The 15624-nt window shown below is 63.9% G+C and carries 14 protein-coding genes; 2 read left to right on the top strand and 12 right to left on the bottom strand.

Annotation, left to right across the window (positions count from 1 at the left end; translation table 11 throughout):
- Window positions 1-42 precede the first annotated feature (42 nt).
- The 7 genes from rlmD to ABWW33_RS15860 form a co-directional block, all read right to left on the bottom strand.
- Window positions 43-1380 carry a 23S rRNA (uracil(1939)-C(5))-methyltransferase RlmD gene (rlmD, locus tag ABWW33_RS15890; protein WP_176651961.1) on the bottom strand — a complete coding sequence of 446 codons (1338 nt, stop codon included), beginning with the start codon at window positions 1378-1380 and terminating at the stop codon, window positions 43-45.
- A gap of 88 nt (window positions 1381-1468) precedes the next feature.
- Window positions 1469-2473: an RNA polymerase sigma factor RpoS gene (rpoS, locus tag ABWW33_RS15885; RefSeq protein ID WP_176651962.1), complete on the bottom strand. Its 1005-nt coding sequence runs from the start codon at window positions 2471-2473 to the stop codon at window positions 1469-1471.
- Window positions 2474-2480: 7 nt separating this feature from the next.
- Window positions 2481-3437 (bottom strand): peptidoglycan DD-metalloendopeptidase family protein, encoded by a 957-nt coding sequence (locus tag ABWW33_RS15880; RefSeq protein WP_353402791.1) that lies wholly within the window; start codon window positions 3435-3437, stop codon window positions 2481-2483.
- 41 nt (window positions 3438-3478) lie between these two features.
- Window positions 3479-4354, bottom strand: coding sequence for a protein-L-isoaspartate(D-aspartate) O-methyltransferase (locus tag ABWW33_RS15875; protein WP_176651964.1), 876 nt, complete (start codon window positions 4352-4354; stop codon window positions 3479-3481).
- Complete coding sequence (surE, locus tag ABWW33_RS15870; protein WP_176651965.1) at window positions 4351-5088, bottom strand: 5'/3'-nucleotidase SurE; 738 nt, start codon at window positions 5086-5088, stop codon at window positions 4351-4353. Before surE ends, ABWW33_RS15875 begins: the two co-directional genes overlap by 4 nt.
- Window positions 5089-5158: 70 nt before the next feature.
- Entirely contained in the window at window positions 5159-7123 is a 1965-nt protein-coding gene (locus tag ABWW33_RS15865) for a KGGVGR-motif variant AAA ATPase (protein ID WP_444550999.1), read from the bottom strand.
- A 10-nt stretch (window positions 7124-7133) separates the two neighbouring features.
- Window positions 7134-7739 carry a toll/interleukin-1 receptor domain-containing protein gene (locus ABWW33_RS15860; RefSeq protein ID WP_176651967.1) on the bottom strand — a complete coding sequence of 202 codons (606 nt, stop codon included), beginning with the start codon at window positions 7737-7739 and terminating at the stop codon, window positions 7134-7136.
- Between the two features lie 178 nt (window positions 7740-7917).
- On the opposite strand from ABWW33_RS15860, the gene ABWW33_RS15855 reads away from it, so the two are divergent.
- Complete coding sequence (locus ABWW33_RS15855) at window positions 7918-8892, top strand: NADPH:quinone oxidoreductase family protein (protein WP_353402786.1); 975 nt, start codon at window positions 7918-7920, stop codon at window positions 8890-8892.
- Window positions 8893-8992: 100 nt separating this feature from the next.
- On the opposite strand, the gene yoaA is transcribed toward ABWW33_RS15855, so the two are convergent.
- Both yoaA and ABWW33_RS15845 read right to left on the bottom strand, forming a co-directional pair.
- Complete coding sequence (yoaA, locus tag ABWW33_RS15850) at window positions 8993-11029, bottom strand: DNA repair helicase YoaA (protein ID WP_444550998.1); 2037 nt, start codon at window positions 11027-11029, stop codon at window positions 8993-8995.
- 30 nt (window positions 11030-11059) lie between these two features.
- The gene (locus ABWW33_RS15845; RefSeq protein ID WP_008450659.1) at window positions 11060-11260 is read right to left on the bottom strand and encodes a YdcH family protein; all 201 of its coding nucleotides are present in this window, start codon (window positions 11258-11260) and stop codon (window positions 11060-11062) included.
- Window positions 11261-11406: 146 nt separating this feature from the next.
- Here ABWW33_RS15845 and ABWW33_RS15840 point away from each other — a divergent pair, with 146 nt between their 5' ends.
- Window positions 11407-12210 carry a PP2C family protein-serine/threonine phosphatase gene (locus ABWW33_RS15840; protein ID WP_176651969.1) on the top strand — a complete coding sequence of 268 codons (804 nt, stop codon included), beginning with the start codon at window positions 11407-11409 and terminating at the stop codon, window positions 12208-12210.
- Here the strand turns inward: ABWW33_RS15840 and ABWW33_RS15835 are convergent, their stop codons facing one another.
- From ABWW33_RS15835 to lpdA, 3 genes are all read right to left on the bottom strand, one after another.
- The gene (locus ABWW33_RS15835) at window positions 12211-12915 is read right to left on the bottom strand and encodes a hypothetical protein (protein ID WP_353402783.1); all 705 of its coding nucleotides are present in this window, start codon (window positions 12913-12915) and stop codon (window positions 12211-12213) included.
- Window positions 12916-12934: 19 nt separating this feature from the next.
- Entirely contained in the window at window positions 12935-14032 is a 1098-nt protein-coding gene (zapE, locus tag ABWW33_RS15830) for a cell division protein ZapE (RefSeq protein WP_176651970.1), read from the bottom strand.
- 159 nt (window positions 14033-14191) lie between these two features.
- Window positions 14192-15622: a dihydrolipoyl dehydrogenase gene (lpdA, locus tag ABWW33_RS15825; protein WP_353402781.1), complete on the bottom strand. Its 1431-nt coding sequence runs from the start codon at window positions 15620-15622 to the stop codon at window positions 14192-14194.
- Window positions 15623-15624: the final 2 nt, after the last annotated feature.

The raw sequence follows: 15624 nt of genomic DNA, 5'->3' as shown, positions 1-15624 counted from the left end.
GCGTACGCCTCCGGCAAAGTCAATAACATTACAAGAAAAACATCAGGCCAGATCAAATACCGCCATCGATTCCACGTGCGAAGTGTGCGGGAACATGTTGACCACGCCGGCCTTGTTCAGCACATAGCCGGCGTTGACCAGGATGCCGGCGTCGCGCGCCAGCGTCGACGGGCTGCACGACACGTAGACGATGCGCTTGGGCAGCAGGTCGGCACGGGTCTGGCTCAGTTCCACCAGCGCTTCGCTCAGCGCCATGGCGCCGTCGCGTGGCGGATCGACCAGCATGCGGTCGAACTTGCCCAGCTCGATCAGGTGCTCGGCCGTCACCTCGAACAGGTTGCGGGTGTAGAAGGTGGTCTTGTCCGACAGGCCGTTGGCCCTGGCGTTGTCCAGCGCGCGCTCGGTCAGCGAGGTCGCGCCTTCGATGCCGACCACCTCGCGCGCCTGCGTCGCCAGCGGCAGCGTGAAGTTGCCCAGGCCGCAGAACAGGTCGGCCACGCGGTCTTCCGGTTGCACTTCCAGCAGGCGCAGCGCCTTCACCACCAGCACGCGGTTGATGTAGTGGTTGACCTGCGTGAAGTCGACCGGCTTGAACGGCATCTTGATGCCGAATTCCGGCAGCAGGTAGTGCAGCTCCTGGTCCAGCGGATAGTAAGGCGCCGCCGTTTCCGGACCCTTGGTCTGCAGCCAGAACTGGATCTTGTGCTGGTCGGCGAAGGCTTTGAGCTTGACGTCGTCGTCGCCGGCCAGCGGCGCCATGATGCGCAGCACCAGCGCGGTGACGCCTTCGCCGATGGCCACTTCGATCTGCGGGATCTGGTTGAACAGGGTCAGCGAACCGATCAGCGCGCGCAGCGGCAGCAGCAGGTCCGACACGTGTTTCGGCAGGATCTGGCAGCTCTGGATGTCTGCCACGAAGATCGATTTCTTTTCCTTGAAACCGACCAGCACCGCGTCCTTCTTGGCCACGTGGCGCACCGACAGGCGCGCACGGTAGCGGTAGCCCCAGGTCGGGCCGTACATCGGGCGCATCACCGTCAGCGGACGGACCTTGCCGATGTGCTGCAGGTTATCTTCCAGCACGCGCTGCTTGATCGCCACCTGCGCGGTCGGCTCCAGATGCTGCATCGAGCAGCCGCCGCACATCTCGAAATGCACGCACTTCGGCTGCACGCGCATCGGCGATTCGTGGTGCAGCGCATCCATGCGCGCCATTTCCCAGTTTTTCTTCTTCTTGAACGAGGTGAAGCTGACTGTCTCGCCCGGCAACGCGCCTTCGACAAACACGACCTTGCCTTGCGAGCCGTCTTCATTTTCCATATGGCCGACGCCGCGGGCGTCCATGTCGAGCGATTTGATGAAGAGTTTATTTTCTTGCATAACGTTCAATGTTGAATTGGGAATGGCTGGCGCAGGCGCTCGTGCACCGGGCCGCGCAGGGCCGTAATGATAGCAGAATGAGAAGGGCTTAAAGCAGGGAATCGCGCACCACGCCGCGCGCGGCCATGGCCCGTTTCAGCTTGACCAGCGCTTCCTGCTGGATCTGGCGCACCCGCTCGCGGGTCACGCCCATTTCCTCGGCCAGCGTTTCCAGCGTGGCCGGATCGTCGTTGTCGAGGCCGAAGCGGCGCATGATGACGATGCGCTGCTTGTCCGGCAGCTTGGTCAGCCAGTCGCGCACCAGCACCGTCATTTCGTGGTGCTCGGCGCGGGCGTCGGGGCTGTCGTCGCTGTCGCCGGGCAGCATGTCCATCAGCGACGATTGCGGATCGTTGTCCAGCGGCGCGTCCAGCGAGGTCGCGTGCTCGGACAGCGCCAGGATGTCCTGCACCTCCTCCACCGGGCGGCCGACCAGCTCGGCGATGTCCTCGGCGGTGGCGTCCTTGCCGTTGTGGTGCTGGGCTTCGAGATGATATTTGCCGCGCAGGATCTGGTTCAGCTCGCGCACCATGTGCACCGGCAGGCGCACCGTGCGGGCCTGGTTCATGATGGCGCGCTCGATCGACTGGCGTATCCACCAGGTGGCGTAGGTCGAGAAGCGGAAGCCGCGCTCCGGCTCGAACTTGTCGATCGCGCGCATCAGGCCAATGTTGCCCTCTTCGATCATATCGAGCAGCACCACGCCGCGGTTGATGTAGTGCTTGGCGATGGAGACGACCAGCCGCAGGTTGTGCTCGATCATGGTCTGGCGGGCGCTGAAGTCGCCGGCCTTGGCCAAGGTGGCGTAGTGCACCTCCTGCTGCGCCGTCAACAGCGGCCGGGTGCCGATCTGGTTCAGGTAGTGCTGGGTGGTGTCGGTCGACAGCTCGGCCGCCAGCACCTTTTTCAGTTCGTCGACACTTTCGAGGACCGCGCCCGCTTCGGGAACCGTCTCGCCGTCCGCACTATCGATGGCGACATCATCGCTCGCCTCATCCTGGAAATCTTCCGGGGCTGAGTCGTCATCCATCGGGTCGTGCGGCGTATGTGTCATGGCTCAGCTAGCGGTTAGGCAGGAATTTGGACGGGTCCACCGGCTTGCCCTGCTGCCTGATTTCAAAGTGCAGCTTGACGGAGTCGGCATCGGAATCGCCCATTTCCGCAATCATTTGTCCCTTGGTCACGCTCTGGCCTTCCTTGACCACAATCGTACGATTGTGCGCGTAGGCCGACAACAAGCTATTACTGTGCTTCACAATAACGAGATTACCATAACCGCGGATGCCGCTGCCTGCATACATCACTTTTCCGGCCCCGGCAGCCACGACCTGCTGGCCCGCCTTGCCGGCGATATCGACGCCCTTGTTCTTGCCTTCGTCGAAAGTGGCGACGACCTTGCCCTCGGACGGCCACATCCAGCTCAGTTTTTCATCGTCGGCTGCGGCGCCGGGCGCCACCACCGGCGGCGCGGCGACCACGGCAGGGGACGGCGCAGGCGCGGGAGCAGGCACGGACGCCGGCTTGGCCGTGCCATTGCCTTCGCTCTTGCCGTTTTCCGGACGCTGCAGCTCGGCCAGCGCGCTGTCGGAATAAGGTTTCTTCTCGCCCTTGGGCTCGGTCTTCTTGATCACCGGCGGCGGCGGCGTCTTGTCCGGCGGCGGCATGACGATGGCGCCGGTCTGCACGCCGTTGCCGGTGGCTGCCGTGCTTTCCGGCGGCAGCACGCGCAGCACCTGGTCGACCTTGATGTCGTTCGGGTTGGACAGGTTGTTCCAGGTCACCAGGTCGCGGTAATTCTGGCCATATTCAAGCGCGATGCGGATCAGCGTGTCGCCCTTCTTGACCGTGTACAGGCCGCGCTCGTCGCGGGTGACCTGCGCCGACTCGCTCGGGGTGGCCGGCTTGACCGGCGGCGGCTGGGTGCGGTCGACAACCGGCGCTTGATTCGGGGTGGTGGTACAGGCGCTCAGCAAGGCGAGCGCAAAGCTCAAAACGAGCAAGTTACTTTTATTAGTCATTCTCATCTTAATGTTCTAGTGGTTCGGACGCGACCGCACAATCAAACCGTGCCCGGCCGCAGCGGCACGAAATGGCAGTCTTCCAGCGTAACGCTGGTCCATTCCGCCTTGCCGATGCGGGTAATCAGTTCCAGATGCTGGGCGCGGGCGCCGACCGGCGCTACCAGCCGGCCGCCGATGGTCAGCTGCTCCAGCAGCGCCTGCGGCACTTCCAGCCCGGCCGCGGCCAGGATGATGCCGTCGAACGGCGCCGCTTGCGGCAGGCCAAGCATACCATCTCCGTAGTGCAAACGCAGGTTCGGCACGCGCAGCGGACGCAGATTGGCCTTGGCCAGCTCGTGCAGCGGCTTGATGCGCTCGATCGAATACACCTGCTGCGCCACGCAGGCCAGCACCGCCGCCTGGTAGCCGCAGCCGGTGCCGATCTCCAGCACGTTCTTCAGTTGGCCGCCGTTGCGCATCACCTCGATCATGCGCGCCACGATGTAGGGCTGCGAGATGGTCTGGTGATGGCCGATCGGCAGCGAGGCGTCGATATAGGCCTGGGAAGCGAGCCCCTCGTCCATGAACATATGGCGCGGCACGCTTTCCATCGCGCCCAGCACCACGGCATCCTTGACGCCCTGCCTGGCCACGCGCTGGACCATGGCGCGGCGCACCGCCTCGGACACCAGCGGATTCTGGCGCGGCGCCGGCGCCGGCAGCGGCTGCGCCCGCTCCATCGCGTAGCTGTGCGACTTGGACGGCGCCGCCACCGGGCGCGGGTTCGAATAACCGTGCTGCGGCGCCACGTGGCGCGCCGCGTTCTGGGTCGCCGTCTGCGGCGTGGCCACCGGCGCGAACACCGTGGCCTTCTTGGCCCCCTTGTCGACTACCGAGGATAGCGGGAGGGGAAAGCTACGGTTCTTGTCGGTCATGCCAGGGCCTTTGCCAATGCATCGAGTTGGGTTTTATGGGTCAGGTCGATCTGCAAAGGCGTGATCGAGGTCTGTCCCTGGGCGCAGGCATAAAAATCGGTGCCTACACCCGCGTCCTTGGTCGCGCCCGGCGGCCCGATCCAGAAGATTTCCTTGCCGCGCGGGTCTTGCGAACGGATCACCGGTTCGGCCTGGTGGCGGCGCCCCAGCCGCGTGGCGACCGGAGTCGACAGCCGCTCGTAGGGCCGGTTCGGAATGTTGACGTTCAGCAGATACGGCGCCGGCAGCAATGCATAGTAGCGCTCGACGATGTCGCGCGCATGACGGGCGGCGTCCTCGATATGTTCCCAGCCGTGGGCGCCCTGCGAGAACGCGATGGCCGGTATGCCGAACAGATAGCCCTCGGTGGCGGCGGCGACGGTGCCGGAGTACAGCGTATCGTCGCCCATGTTGGGACCGTTGTTGATGCCGGAGACGACCAGGTCGGGCCGGTAGTCCAGCATGCCGGTCAGCGCCACGTGGACGCAGTCGGTCGGCGTGCCGTTGACAAAATAGAAACCATTGGCGGCCTGCTGCACCGACAGCGGCCGGTCCAGCGACAGGGAGTTGGACGCGCCGGAGCGGTTGCTGTCCGGCGCCACCACCACGATGTCGGCGATGGCCGCCAGGGCCTCGGCCAGCGCGTTGATGCCCGGCGCCAGGTAGCCGTCGTCATTACTGATCAGGATTCTCATACCGGAGATTTTACCTGAAGCAATGGCCGGACTGCGCGCGCCGGGGCGCTCCGGGCCAGATAAATTTGCGCTAGCGTGGCGCCGCCCGCGCGGCGGCCATATGGCCTTCCAGCGCCAGCAGTTCATCGGTGGTGCGCGACCACAGATCGCCGGGCGAGACCGCGCCGGGGGCGCGCAGCGGCCGGGCCAGCGCATCGCTGTAGTCGTCCATGGCCGCGTCCTGATGCAGCTCCTCCGGCACCATCAGTGGCTCCCCCAGCTTGTCCGCCGGTTCGCCGCCCAGCTGGATCTGGACGTCGATCAGCTGTTCGCGCGCCTTGCGCGTTTCCGGATGATCGGGGCCGTGGCGGTGGAGCTGCGCCTGCAGCACGGCATCGAACAGGCTGCGGGCGGCGTCCAGCTCCTGCATGCGGAGCAAGGTGCAGGCCAGCGCCGTCTTGCTGCGCAGCGTATCGCTATGCTCGGCGCCCAGCAGACGCTTGCGGCCGGCCAGCACCTGTTCTTGCGCGATGCGCGCGTGTTCGGTGTCGCCGCGCTGGAACAGCATGTCGGCGCGGCCGGCCCGGCAGGTCAGGGTCAGCAGGTGCTCGGGGCCGAGCAGGCGCAGATAGGATTCCAGCACCAGATCCTGAATCGCCAGCGCCTCGGCGATGCGTCCCTGTTGCGCCAGCGTGGCGGCCAGATTGGCGCGCGCCGCCAGCGTATCCAGGTGCTCCGGCCCCAGCAGACGCTGGCGCGCCTCGACCACGCATTCTTCGAGGAATTGCGCTTCGTCCAGCCGGCCCTGCATGCGCAGCGCCACCGCCAGGTTGGCCTTGCTGGCCAGCGTGTCGGCATGATCTTCCCCCAGGCCGCGCTGGCGCAGCGACATGCTTTCCTCGAAACAGTCCAGCGCCTGCCGCAGCTTGCCTTCGCGCCGGTAGAGTTCGCCCAGCAGGTTCAGGTCGCGCGCCAGCGGCTGCGCCAGCGCGCGCGCGCCGCCCTCGTCCAGCGCATGGCGCGCGTCGCCGATGGTGGCCTGCAGCTGGATTTCGCGCCGCGATTGCCATGGGAAATAGCCGTCGGCCAGCCAGTCCAGGAAGGCTTCGAAGGTGCGGGTCAGCGAAAACCGGTCGCCGCCCTGATCCAGGCGCACCGCCAGCTGCTCGCCGTAGGCAAAGGTGCGGGTCTGCTGCAACTGGACTTCGTCGAAATAGCTGTCCAGCGACAATTGCTGCATGCCGTAGCACTCGCCCAGCAGCCGCTCGAAGATGGGCTGGTAGCCGAGGATGCGCTGCGACGGGGCGCCGCGCCGCCATTGCGCGCGCTGCGTGCTGTCGCTCATTTCGATGCGAGATGGCAGAGGATAGACCAATAATGGCCGCTGTTCGTCTTCATGGCTGCGCCGGTAGGCGGTCGCGCGGGTGACCAGCGCCTGCACGCCCTCCAGGCTTTGCCTGTTCGGCGTGAACACCACCACCAGCTTGCGCGGCAGCAAGGTCGTGCAGATGCCGGCGCTGTCCGTGCGGCCGGTGCGGGAATCGACCAGCACATAGCGGAAATGACTGGCCAGATTGTCGGCAAAGCAGCGGAACAGCGCCGGGCAACTGTCGAACAGCTCGTCCCAGCGCATGGCCGCGAGGCGCTCGCCGTAGCTGTCGTCGAAGCGGCCGGCCCGCATCAGGTACAGCTGGCTGCCCTGATCCACCCGGCTGACGTATTGTTCCCAACCGACGTCGGCCAGCACCTGCTGCGCCAGCGCCTCCTTGTCCAGCGTCCCGGCGCCGCGGCGGCGCATCAGTTGCTCCCGGCAAGCCTCAAACAGTTCCAGCACCCCCGGCCGCTCCTCGTGGTGGTCGAAATAATGGTGCAGGCCGGGCGCTTCCAGGTCCCAATCGATCATCAATACCGGGGCGGTGGCGTTTTGCTGGCGCGCCAGCAGCACCGCTATATTGGACAGAGCCATCGTACGCCCTGTCCCACCCTTGTAAGAATAGAAAGTGACAACTTCGCCGTGGTCGGTCAACGGCGGCAGGGACAAGGAAATGGGTTCCATGACATACCTTTTAGCGTGGGAAGTGTGGAGGAGGAATGGCACGCCATTCCGGCGGGATATCCGGCATGACAAAACGACCACAGTCATGCCCCGGCGGCGTGCATCGTTTTACGTAGTGATAGTGCGAAACAATACGAAGGACTATTTTTTCTATATCCGGAATGAACTCGGGGTTGGTCTTCAAGTCGCCACTGGCGAGCGTGTAGCGGGAAAAGTCGACGTACATGCCCGGCCCGGAAATCTGCGGCGGCAAACCGTCGGGGTGGCGGGTCATGATGACGGGGATGATCAGGTGGCTGGGCAGCTGGTACCACAGCTTGCGTTCGTTTTCGATAAGTTGCATTGCTGCAAACTCACGACGAGTGTAAGCGTGGGCCTCGTATTTCGGTGTATAAATAACAATCATGCAAGCGCTCTCACACAAGGCCCGCGCGATCTTCTGATCCAGGTCGTCCCCGCCACCGAGTTGCTCACTATCAACAAAGAGTTCGTTCTCGTTGTCGAAGTGAGGTTCCAGATAACATTTAAGCGCATCGACCAAATCGTTTTTGAACTTGTTCATATACGCGTGTTGGCCGTGTGCATAACTGAAAAAACAGCCGTGACGGATAGTCATGACATCCTCCGTTGCTGCACCCCAAAGGTGCAGCGATTAACCAACTCTAACAATCAGCTCAGCAGGCACTTTGCGCGAACGCAAAGGGACGGCAGGCCGATCTTTGCGCAAACCGGTGGCGATTTCAGGTATCATAAAAATCTAACGATCGTTCTATTTTCAAACCAAGGAGACCACAATGAAAGCTGTCGTATGCCAGGCCTGGGGATTGCCCGACACCCTCACCGTCCAGGAATTGCCCGATCCGCAAGCCGGTCCGGGTCAGGTCGTGATCGATGTCAAAGCGGCCGGCGTTAACTTTCCGGACGTGCTGATTGTTCAGGGCAAGTATCAGTTCAAGCCGGAACTGCCCTTCGTTCCAGGCAACGAAGTGGCCGGCGTGATCCGCTCGATTGCTGACGATGTGACAACTTTCAAGGTCGGCGACAAGGTCATCGCGTTCACGTCGACCGGTGGTTTCGGGCAACAATTAGTAGCGCCTGTGCAAGCCCTGGCACCTATGCCGCCGGGCATGGATTTCGAGACGGCGGCGGCCATCACCCTCACCTACGGCACCTCGCACCATGCGGTGGTGGACCGGGCCGCGCTAAAAGCTGGCGAGACCATGCTAGTACTTGGCGCGGCCGGGGGTGTGGGGCTGGCTGCGGTGGAGATCGGCAAAGCCCTTGGAGCCCGCATTATTGCTTGCGCTTCGACCGACGAGAAGCTGGAAGTGTGCAAAGCGCATGGCGCGGACGTGCTGATCAACTACAGCAAGGAAGATTTGCGCGAGGCGATCAAGGCGGCGACCGGCGGCAAGGGTCCGGACGTGATTTACGACCCGGTCGGCGGCGAATATTCGGAGCCGGCGTTCCGCTCGATCGGCTGGCGCGGACGGTATCTGGTGGTCGGGTTCGCCAACGGCGAGATTCCGAAACTGCCGCTCAACCTGACGCTGTTGAAGGGTGCTTCGCTGGTCGGCGTGTTCTGGGGCGAGTTCGTCAAACGGGAGCCGAAGGCCAACCTGGCGGGCATGCGGCAGCTGATGGGATGGTTGCAGGAGGGCAAGATCAAGCCGCGCATTTCGGGACGCTACACGCTGGAACAGACCGCGCAGGCGCTCAACGACATGGCGGCCAGGAAGGTGACGGGCAAGGTCGTGATATTGCCATAATATCAAATACTCCCGTCATTCCCGCGAAAGCGGGAATCCATAGCCAGCATGGATTCCCGCTTTCGCGGGAATGACGGCGCGTATTTTTTGATACTGGAAGTTACGATTCGGAATTCTTATTTTTGAAGAATTCGATGACCTCGGCCTGCTCGCGGGTGCGCTTGAAGGACGGCAAACTCTGCCAGATCCGCTTGCCGTAAGGCTTGGAAATCACCCGTGGATCGCACAACATCAGCACGCCGCGGTCGTTTTCGTCGCGGATCAGACGGCCGGCACCTTGCTTCAGGTTAATAATCGCCTCCGGCAAAGTGTGGTGCATGAAGCCGTTCTTGCCCTGTTTTTCCATCACTTCGATGCGCGCGGCCAGCACCGGATCGTCCGGTGGGGCGAACGGAAGCTTGTCGATAATCACCAAAGACAGCGCATCGCCGCGCACGTCGACGCCTTCCCAGAAGCTTTGGGAGCCGATCAGCACGCCATTTCCCGCCTTGCGGAACTGGTCCAGCAGCTCGGTGCGGCCTTTATCGCCCTGCACAAACAGCGGAAACGGCAGCGCGCGCTTCTCGAATTCATCGCGCAAACGCTCGGCTGCGCGCTTCACGGCGCGCAAAGTCGTGCATAAAAGGAAGGTTTTTCCGCCCGCCGCCTCGATGATCGGCAGCGCATGGTCCAGCACGGCGTCCGTATAGCCCATGGAATTCGGGTCCGGCAAGCCTTGCGGCACGTACAAAATGCCCTGCTGTTCGTAGTTAAACGGGCTGGGCCAGGACTTCGACGGCTCGCCGTCCAGGCCCATCTGTTCGGAAAAATGGCTGAAATCGTTCTTCACCGCCAGGGTCGCGGAGGTGAAAATCCAGCTGCGCGGCACGCCTTCGCGCTGGCCGTTGAAGATGGGGGCGATCGACAAAGGCGTCTTGTGCAGCTGCAGCGACGACGCATACGCCTCGACCCAGAACACGGCTTCGGCGCCTTTTTCGACCTTGGCCTTCGGGTCGAATTTCCAATCCACCAACTTTTGCGCCAGTTCCAAGCCGCGCTGGCGGCATTGTTCCAGCGTTTCCGCGCGGGCGGCCTGGGTTTCCAGCACCGCCAGCATGCCGTCCAGTTCGTCTTTCAAGGTCTGCAATGCAGGGAAAAAGTCGCTCGACGGCGCGATTTGCGGCAGCGACAGGCGCACGATGTCTTGCGGGAAAGTCAGGCGCAGGTCGCGCGCGGCCTTCTCCACCACCGTGACCACCTTGCCCCAGTCGGCGCCGTCGCGGGCGTTCGACAAGCCCTCGGCCAGCACGTCGCGGCACAATTCCAGCACTTGCGAGGTCGAAAACGTGTCGCCGAAGAACAAGGTGGCGGTGTCGGGCAGCTGGTGCGCCTCGTCGAAGATGATGGTGTTGGCGGACGGCAGCAGCTCGGCGATGCCGGAATCCTTCAGCGCCACGTCGGCAAAGAACAGGTGGTGGTTGACCACCACCACGTCGGCCTGCTGCGCCTCCTTGCGCGCCTTCATGACGAAGCAATCCTGGTAGTACTGGCACTCGGAACCCATGCAATTGTCGCGGGTCGAGGTCACCAGGTTCCAGATCAGCGCGTTTTCGGGCACGCGGGCCAGCTCGGCCTTGTCGCCGGAATTGGTCATCTTCAGGAAGCGCGAGATTTCGCGCAGGTGGCCGACGTCGTCGCGCGAGGTCATGCGGCCGTTCTGCAGCGTGCGTTCCAGGTGGTAGTGGCACAGGTAGTTCGAGCGTCCCTTCAGCAGCGCCACCGACACCGGCGCCTGCAGGGCGGCGCGCACGGTCGGAATGTCGCGCAGGAACAGCTGGTCCTGCAAGTTCTTGGTGCCGGTGGAAACGATGGTCTTGCCGCCCCACAGCAGCGCCGGCACCAGGTAGGCGAAGGTCTTGCCGGTGCCGGTACCGGCCTCGGCGATCAGGGTGGTCTGGCTGGCGATGGCCGCCGCGACCGCCTTGGCCATCTCGGTCTGCGACTTGCGCGGACGATATTCGCCGACAGCCGGCCCCAGCGGCCCGCCGGCGCCGAACAGGCGCTCAACCTCGGCATCGTGTTTTCCGGGGGGCAGGTCTGGCGTGGCGCCGATGACGGCGGGGATGGTATCGGCGGGCGTGGGAAGGTGTTCGGTCAAAATATACTTAGTTGGGGCGCAGGGCCGGACTCAGGCCGGCACATCGGGCACTAATTGCATTTTCAGCAGAGTGATATGGTCTTTCAATTGCAGCTTGCGCTTTTTGAGGCGGCGCAACTGCAGCTGATCGTGGTGGCCGTCCAGCGTCAGCATGTCGATGACCGCGTCCAAATCGCGGTGTTCGACGTCGAGTTCGATCAGACGACGCTGGATATCTTGTACATCAGTCATAATTCTCGGTCTTTACTCACCAAATAGTTTCACTGGAACAACAAAACGGTTGCATACAAACTGCGACACGGTGCATAGTTTAATCTACGGCGAGCTTGCCGCCAACAGAATGATCGCTCACCCGCGGTTCAGGATACAGTCACGTTATGAGCGCATACAAAATAGAAGCCGGTACGGCCCAGCATATCGGCAACCGGCCGCAGCAAAACGACCGGGTGGCCCTGTTCACGTCCGCCCAGGCGCCCGGCTACGTGATGGCGGTACTGGCCGACGGCAACCACAGCCCCATCGGCTCGGACCAGGTGCTGCTGACCGGCAAACACTTGTTCGACGAGTTCCGCGTCGGCGACACGCCCAGCCTGCCGCGCCTGCAGGAACTGCTGCGCGCCATCGCGCTGGAGGCGCACCAGGTCATCAAGATGAATCCCATCGCCGCCACCACCGAGCCGCAAAGCGCGGTGGCGCTGCTGATACTGACGCCGGCCGGCCAGGTGGTCTGGGCGCATGTGGGCGACGCGCGGGTGTACCGCTTTGCCGGCGAGACCTGCGCGATGCGCAGCAACGACGGCGCCTATATCGAACACCTGGTCGAGCATGACAAGCTGCCGCTGGACGCCGCCAGGAAGCACCGCAACTCCAAGCTGCTCAGCAACGTGCTGGGCAACAGCTTCAAGACTCCGTTTGTCACGGTCGGCTGGCACGAAGGCCTGAAGGCGGGCGACGCCTTCCTGCTGTGCTCGGACGGCCTGTGGCAGTGGTTCAAGGATAGCGAACTGGCGGCGGTGGTGGCCCGCAACAGCCCACGCCAGGCCGCCGAGCGCCTGGTCGGCAAGGCGGGCGAGCGGGCTCAGGGCAAGGGCGACAACTGCTCGATGGCGATCATCAAGCTGGTCGAGGTGCCGCAGGAGGCGCCGACCTACATCGTGCAGAAGATGCGCCGCGCGGTCTGACTACTTAGCGGCTGCGGCGGCTTTCTTTTTCTCCGCCTCCGCCTGGGCGGCGCGCTTGGCGTCGCTCTCGGCCTTCTTCCTGGCCACTTCGGCCTGGCGGCGCTCCGACTCCGCCTTCTTGCGCTCGAACGCGGCTACGTTGGCGGCGCGCTTGCCGGCGTCGGCCGCGTCCTGCGCTTCCATGCGCTTGACCTTGGCCGCATGTTCCGCTTCGCGGTCGACCACCTTGCCGGCCTTGGGCGGCGGACGCGGGGTTTCGTCGGCCACCTTCGGCGGCTTCGGCGGTTGTGCCGCGCGGGCGGCCTGCTCGTCCGCGTCCTTGCGGGCGCGCTCGGCCAGGTCGGCGTCGCGCCGGGCCACTGAATCCGCGCGCTTGAAGTGCTGCGCCTCGACCTCGACGGCGCGCAGCCGGGCCAGCGTGGCGCGGCGCTTTTCCTTGGCCTTGTCCAGGCAATTGTTGACGAAGAACTTGCTGTAGCAAACGCGCTCGCTGGCGGCGAATTCGTCGTTGGCGGCGGCGCGCTCCCTGGTCACCTGCTCCAGCGTGGCGTTGGCCTGCTCCACCGAATGCGATTGCGGCACGCGCGGCGCGCCGACCGGATCCTGGCCGATGTCCTGCGCCTGCGCCGGCGCGGCCAGCGCCGCGAGGGCGGCCAAGGCAGCGGCTGCGATCATCTCGCCCAGCGGTTTCAAACTTGGTCTCATATTCTTATCCTGTTGCAGCTCAAGCCAGCGCACCGGCCGCGGCGCGCTGCTCCTTGTCCATGTACTCGCGCGATTGCATCTCGACGATGCGCGACACCGTGCGGTGAAATTCATTGGCCAGCGTACCGTTGGTGTACAGCTCTTCCGGTTCCACCTCGGCCGACATCAGCAGCTTGACGCCCTGATCGTAGAACACGTCGATCAGCCAGGTGAAGCGCCGCGCCTCCGACGACATCGCGGCCGACATCATCGGAATCCCGGACAATATCACGGTATGGAAGCGGCTGGCGATTTCCAGGTAATCGTTCTGCGAACGGGGGCCGCCGCACAGCGTGTTGAAATCGAACCAGATGATGGTGCCGGCGCGCCGCAGCGCGCGGATCTCGCGCGCCTCGATGCGCACCACCGGATCCTCGTCGGCGCTCTCGGCGATGCGCGAGTAGGCGTCGCGCAGCGCCTGGTCGGTCGTCGCGTTGAGCGGCGTGTAGTAGGAATCGACCTGCTCCAGCGCGCGGCCGCGGTAGTCGATGCCGGCGTCGATGTTCATCACGTCCAGCTTGTCGTACAGCAGGGCGATGGTCGGCAGGATGCGGTCGCGGTGCAGACCGTCCGGGTACAGCAGCTTCGGATCGTAGTTCGAGGTCATGATGAAGGACACGCCGTTGTCGAACAAAGCGCTCAACAGGTTGTACATGATCATGGCGTCGGCCACGTCCGAGATATGGAATTCGTCGAAGCAGATCAGACGGTATTTCTTGGCGATGCGCTTGGCCACCTCGTCCAGCGGATTGGCGACGCCGGTCAGCTCGTCGAGCTGGCGGTGCACGCCGCGCATGAATTCGTGGAAGTGCAGACGCGTCTTGCGCACCAGCGGCACCACCGAATAGAAGCTGTCCATCAGGAAGGACTTGCCGCGCCCTACCCCGCCCCACATGTAGACGCCCTTCGGCACGTCGGGACGATTGATCAGGCGCTTGAAGGTGCTGGAGCGCTGGCCCTTGTAGGCCACCCATTCGTCGTAGCACTGCTGCAGGCGGTCCACCGCGCGGCGCTGGGCCGCGTCGGCCTTGAAATTGCGCTCTTCCAGCGCATGCTGATAAAACTCTTCGACGTTCATGTGTTCGATTCTGTATGGCGGCTGCGCAAATAAAAACGGCGGGCCAACGGCCCGCCCGAGGTTGCTTCAAAGCGTGCGCGGCGAGGCGCGGCGACGAAGACAGTACAACTGTACGGCGAGTCGCCGCAACGAAGCCGCGCTCGCTTTTAAGCGACCTCGTTAGAAGTTCAGCGTACGCTTGTCGATCGCCAGCGCGGCTTCCTTGGTCGCTTCCGACAAGGATGGGTGTGCGTGGCAGATGCGCGCGATGTCTTCAGCCGAAGCCTTGAACTCCATCGCCACGACGGCTTCGGAGATCAGCTCGGAAGCCATCGGTCCGATGATGTGCACGCCCAGGATTTCGTCGGTGGTCGCGTCGGCCAGGAACTTGACGAAGCCGGTGGTGTCGCCCAGCGCGCGCGCGCGGCCGTTGGCCAGGAACGGGAAGCTGCCGGCCTTGTAGGCGACGCCGTCGGCTTTCAGCTGCTGCTCGGTGCGGCCGACCCACGCGATTTCCGGCGAGGTGTAGATCACCCACGGAATCGTGTTGAAGTTGGTGTGGCCATGCTGGCCGGCGATGGTCTCGGCAACCGCCACGCCTTCTTCTTCAGCCTTGTGCGCCAGCATCGGGCCGCGCACCACGTCGCCGATCGCCCAGACGTTGGGCAGGTTGGTCTTGCAGTCGCCGTCGACCGCGACGAAGCCGCGCTCGTCCAGCTGCAGGCCGGCCTTGTCGGCGGCCAGGCCGTCGGTGTTCGGCGTGCGGCCGATCGACACGATCAGGCGGTCGAAAGTGGCGGTGGTGGCTTCGCCCTTGGCGTTTTCGTATTCCACGGTGACGTCGTTCTTGCCCGGGGTGATCTTGCCGATCTTGCAGCCCAGGTTGATCGACAGGCCCTGCTTGGTGAACTGCTTCAGCGCTTCCTTGGCAACCTGCTCGTCGACCGCGCCGAGGAACACCGGCAGGCCTTCCAGCACGGTCACTTCGGAACCCAGGCGGCGCCATACGGAACCCATCTCCAGGCCGATGACGCCGGCGCCGATCACGCCCAGCTTTTTCGGCACCGCGCCGGTGGCCAGCGCGCCGGCGTTCGACAGGATCAGTTTTTCATCGAACGGTGCGCCAGGCAGCGCGCGCGCGTTGGAGCCGGTGGCGACGATGACGTGCTTGCCGGTGATGCTGTCGGCGCCAGGACCGGTGATGGTCAGCGGGTAGCCTTCGGCGGTGGCGGCGCCGGCGAATGCAGCGCGGCCGTGGAAGAAGGTGACCTTGTTTTTCTTGAACAGGAACAGGATGCCGTCGTTGTTCTGCTTGACCACGGTGTCCTTGCGCTTCAGCATCTGCGGCAGGTTCAGCGACAGGCCGGCGACATCGATGCCGTGCTCCTTGAACGCATGGCCGGCGTGCTCGTAGTGCTCCGACGATTGCAGCAGCGCTTTCGACGGGATGCAACCGACGTTGGTGCAGGTGCCGCCCGGCGCAGGGCCGCCTTTTTCATTTTCCCACGCGTCCACGCAGGCGACCGAGAAACCCAGTTGAGCGGCGCGGATGGCAGCGATGTAACCGCCAGGACCGGCGCCGATGACTACTACGTCAAATTGTTTACTCATTT

The sequence above is a fragment of the Duganella hordei genome (assembly GCF_040369125.1).
Classification (GTDB): Bacteria; Pseudomonadota; Gammaproteobacteria; order Burkholderiales; family Burkholderiaceae_D; genus Rugamonas; species Rugamonas hordei.
The sequence above is the reverse complement of the archived record's forward strand: the minus strand, read 5'-3'. Positions and strand labels throughout refer to the sequence as shown.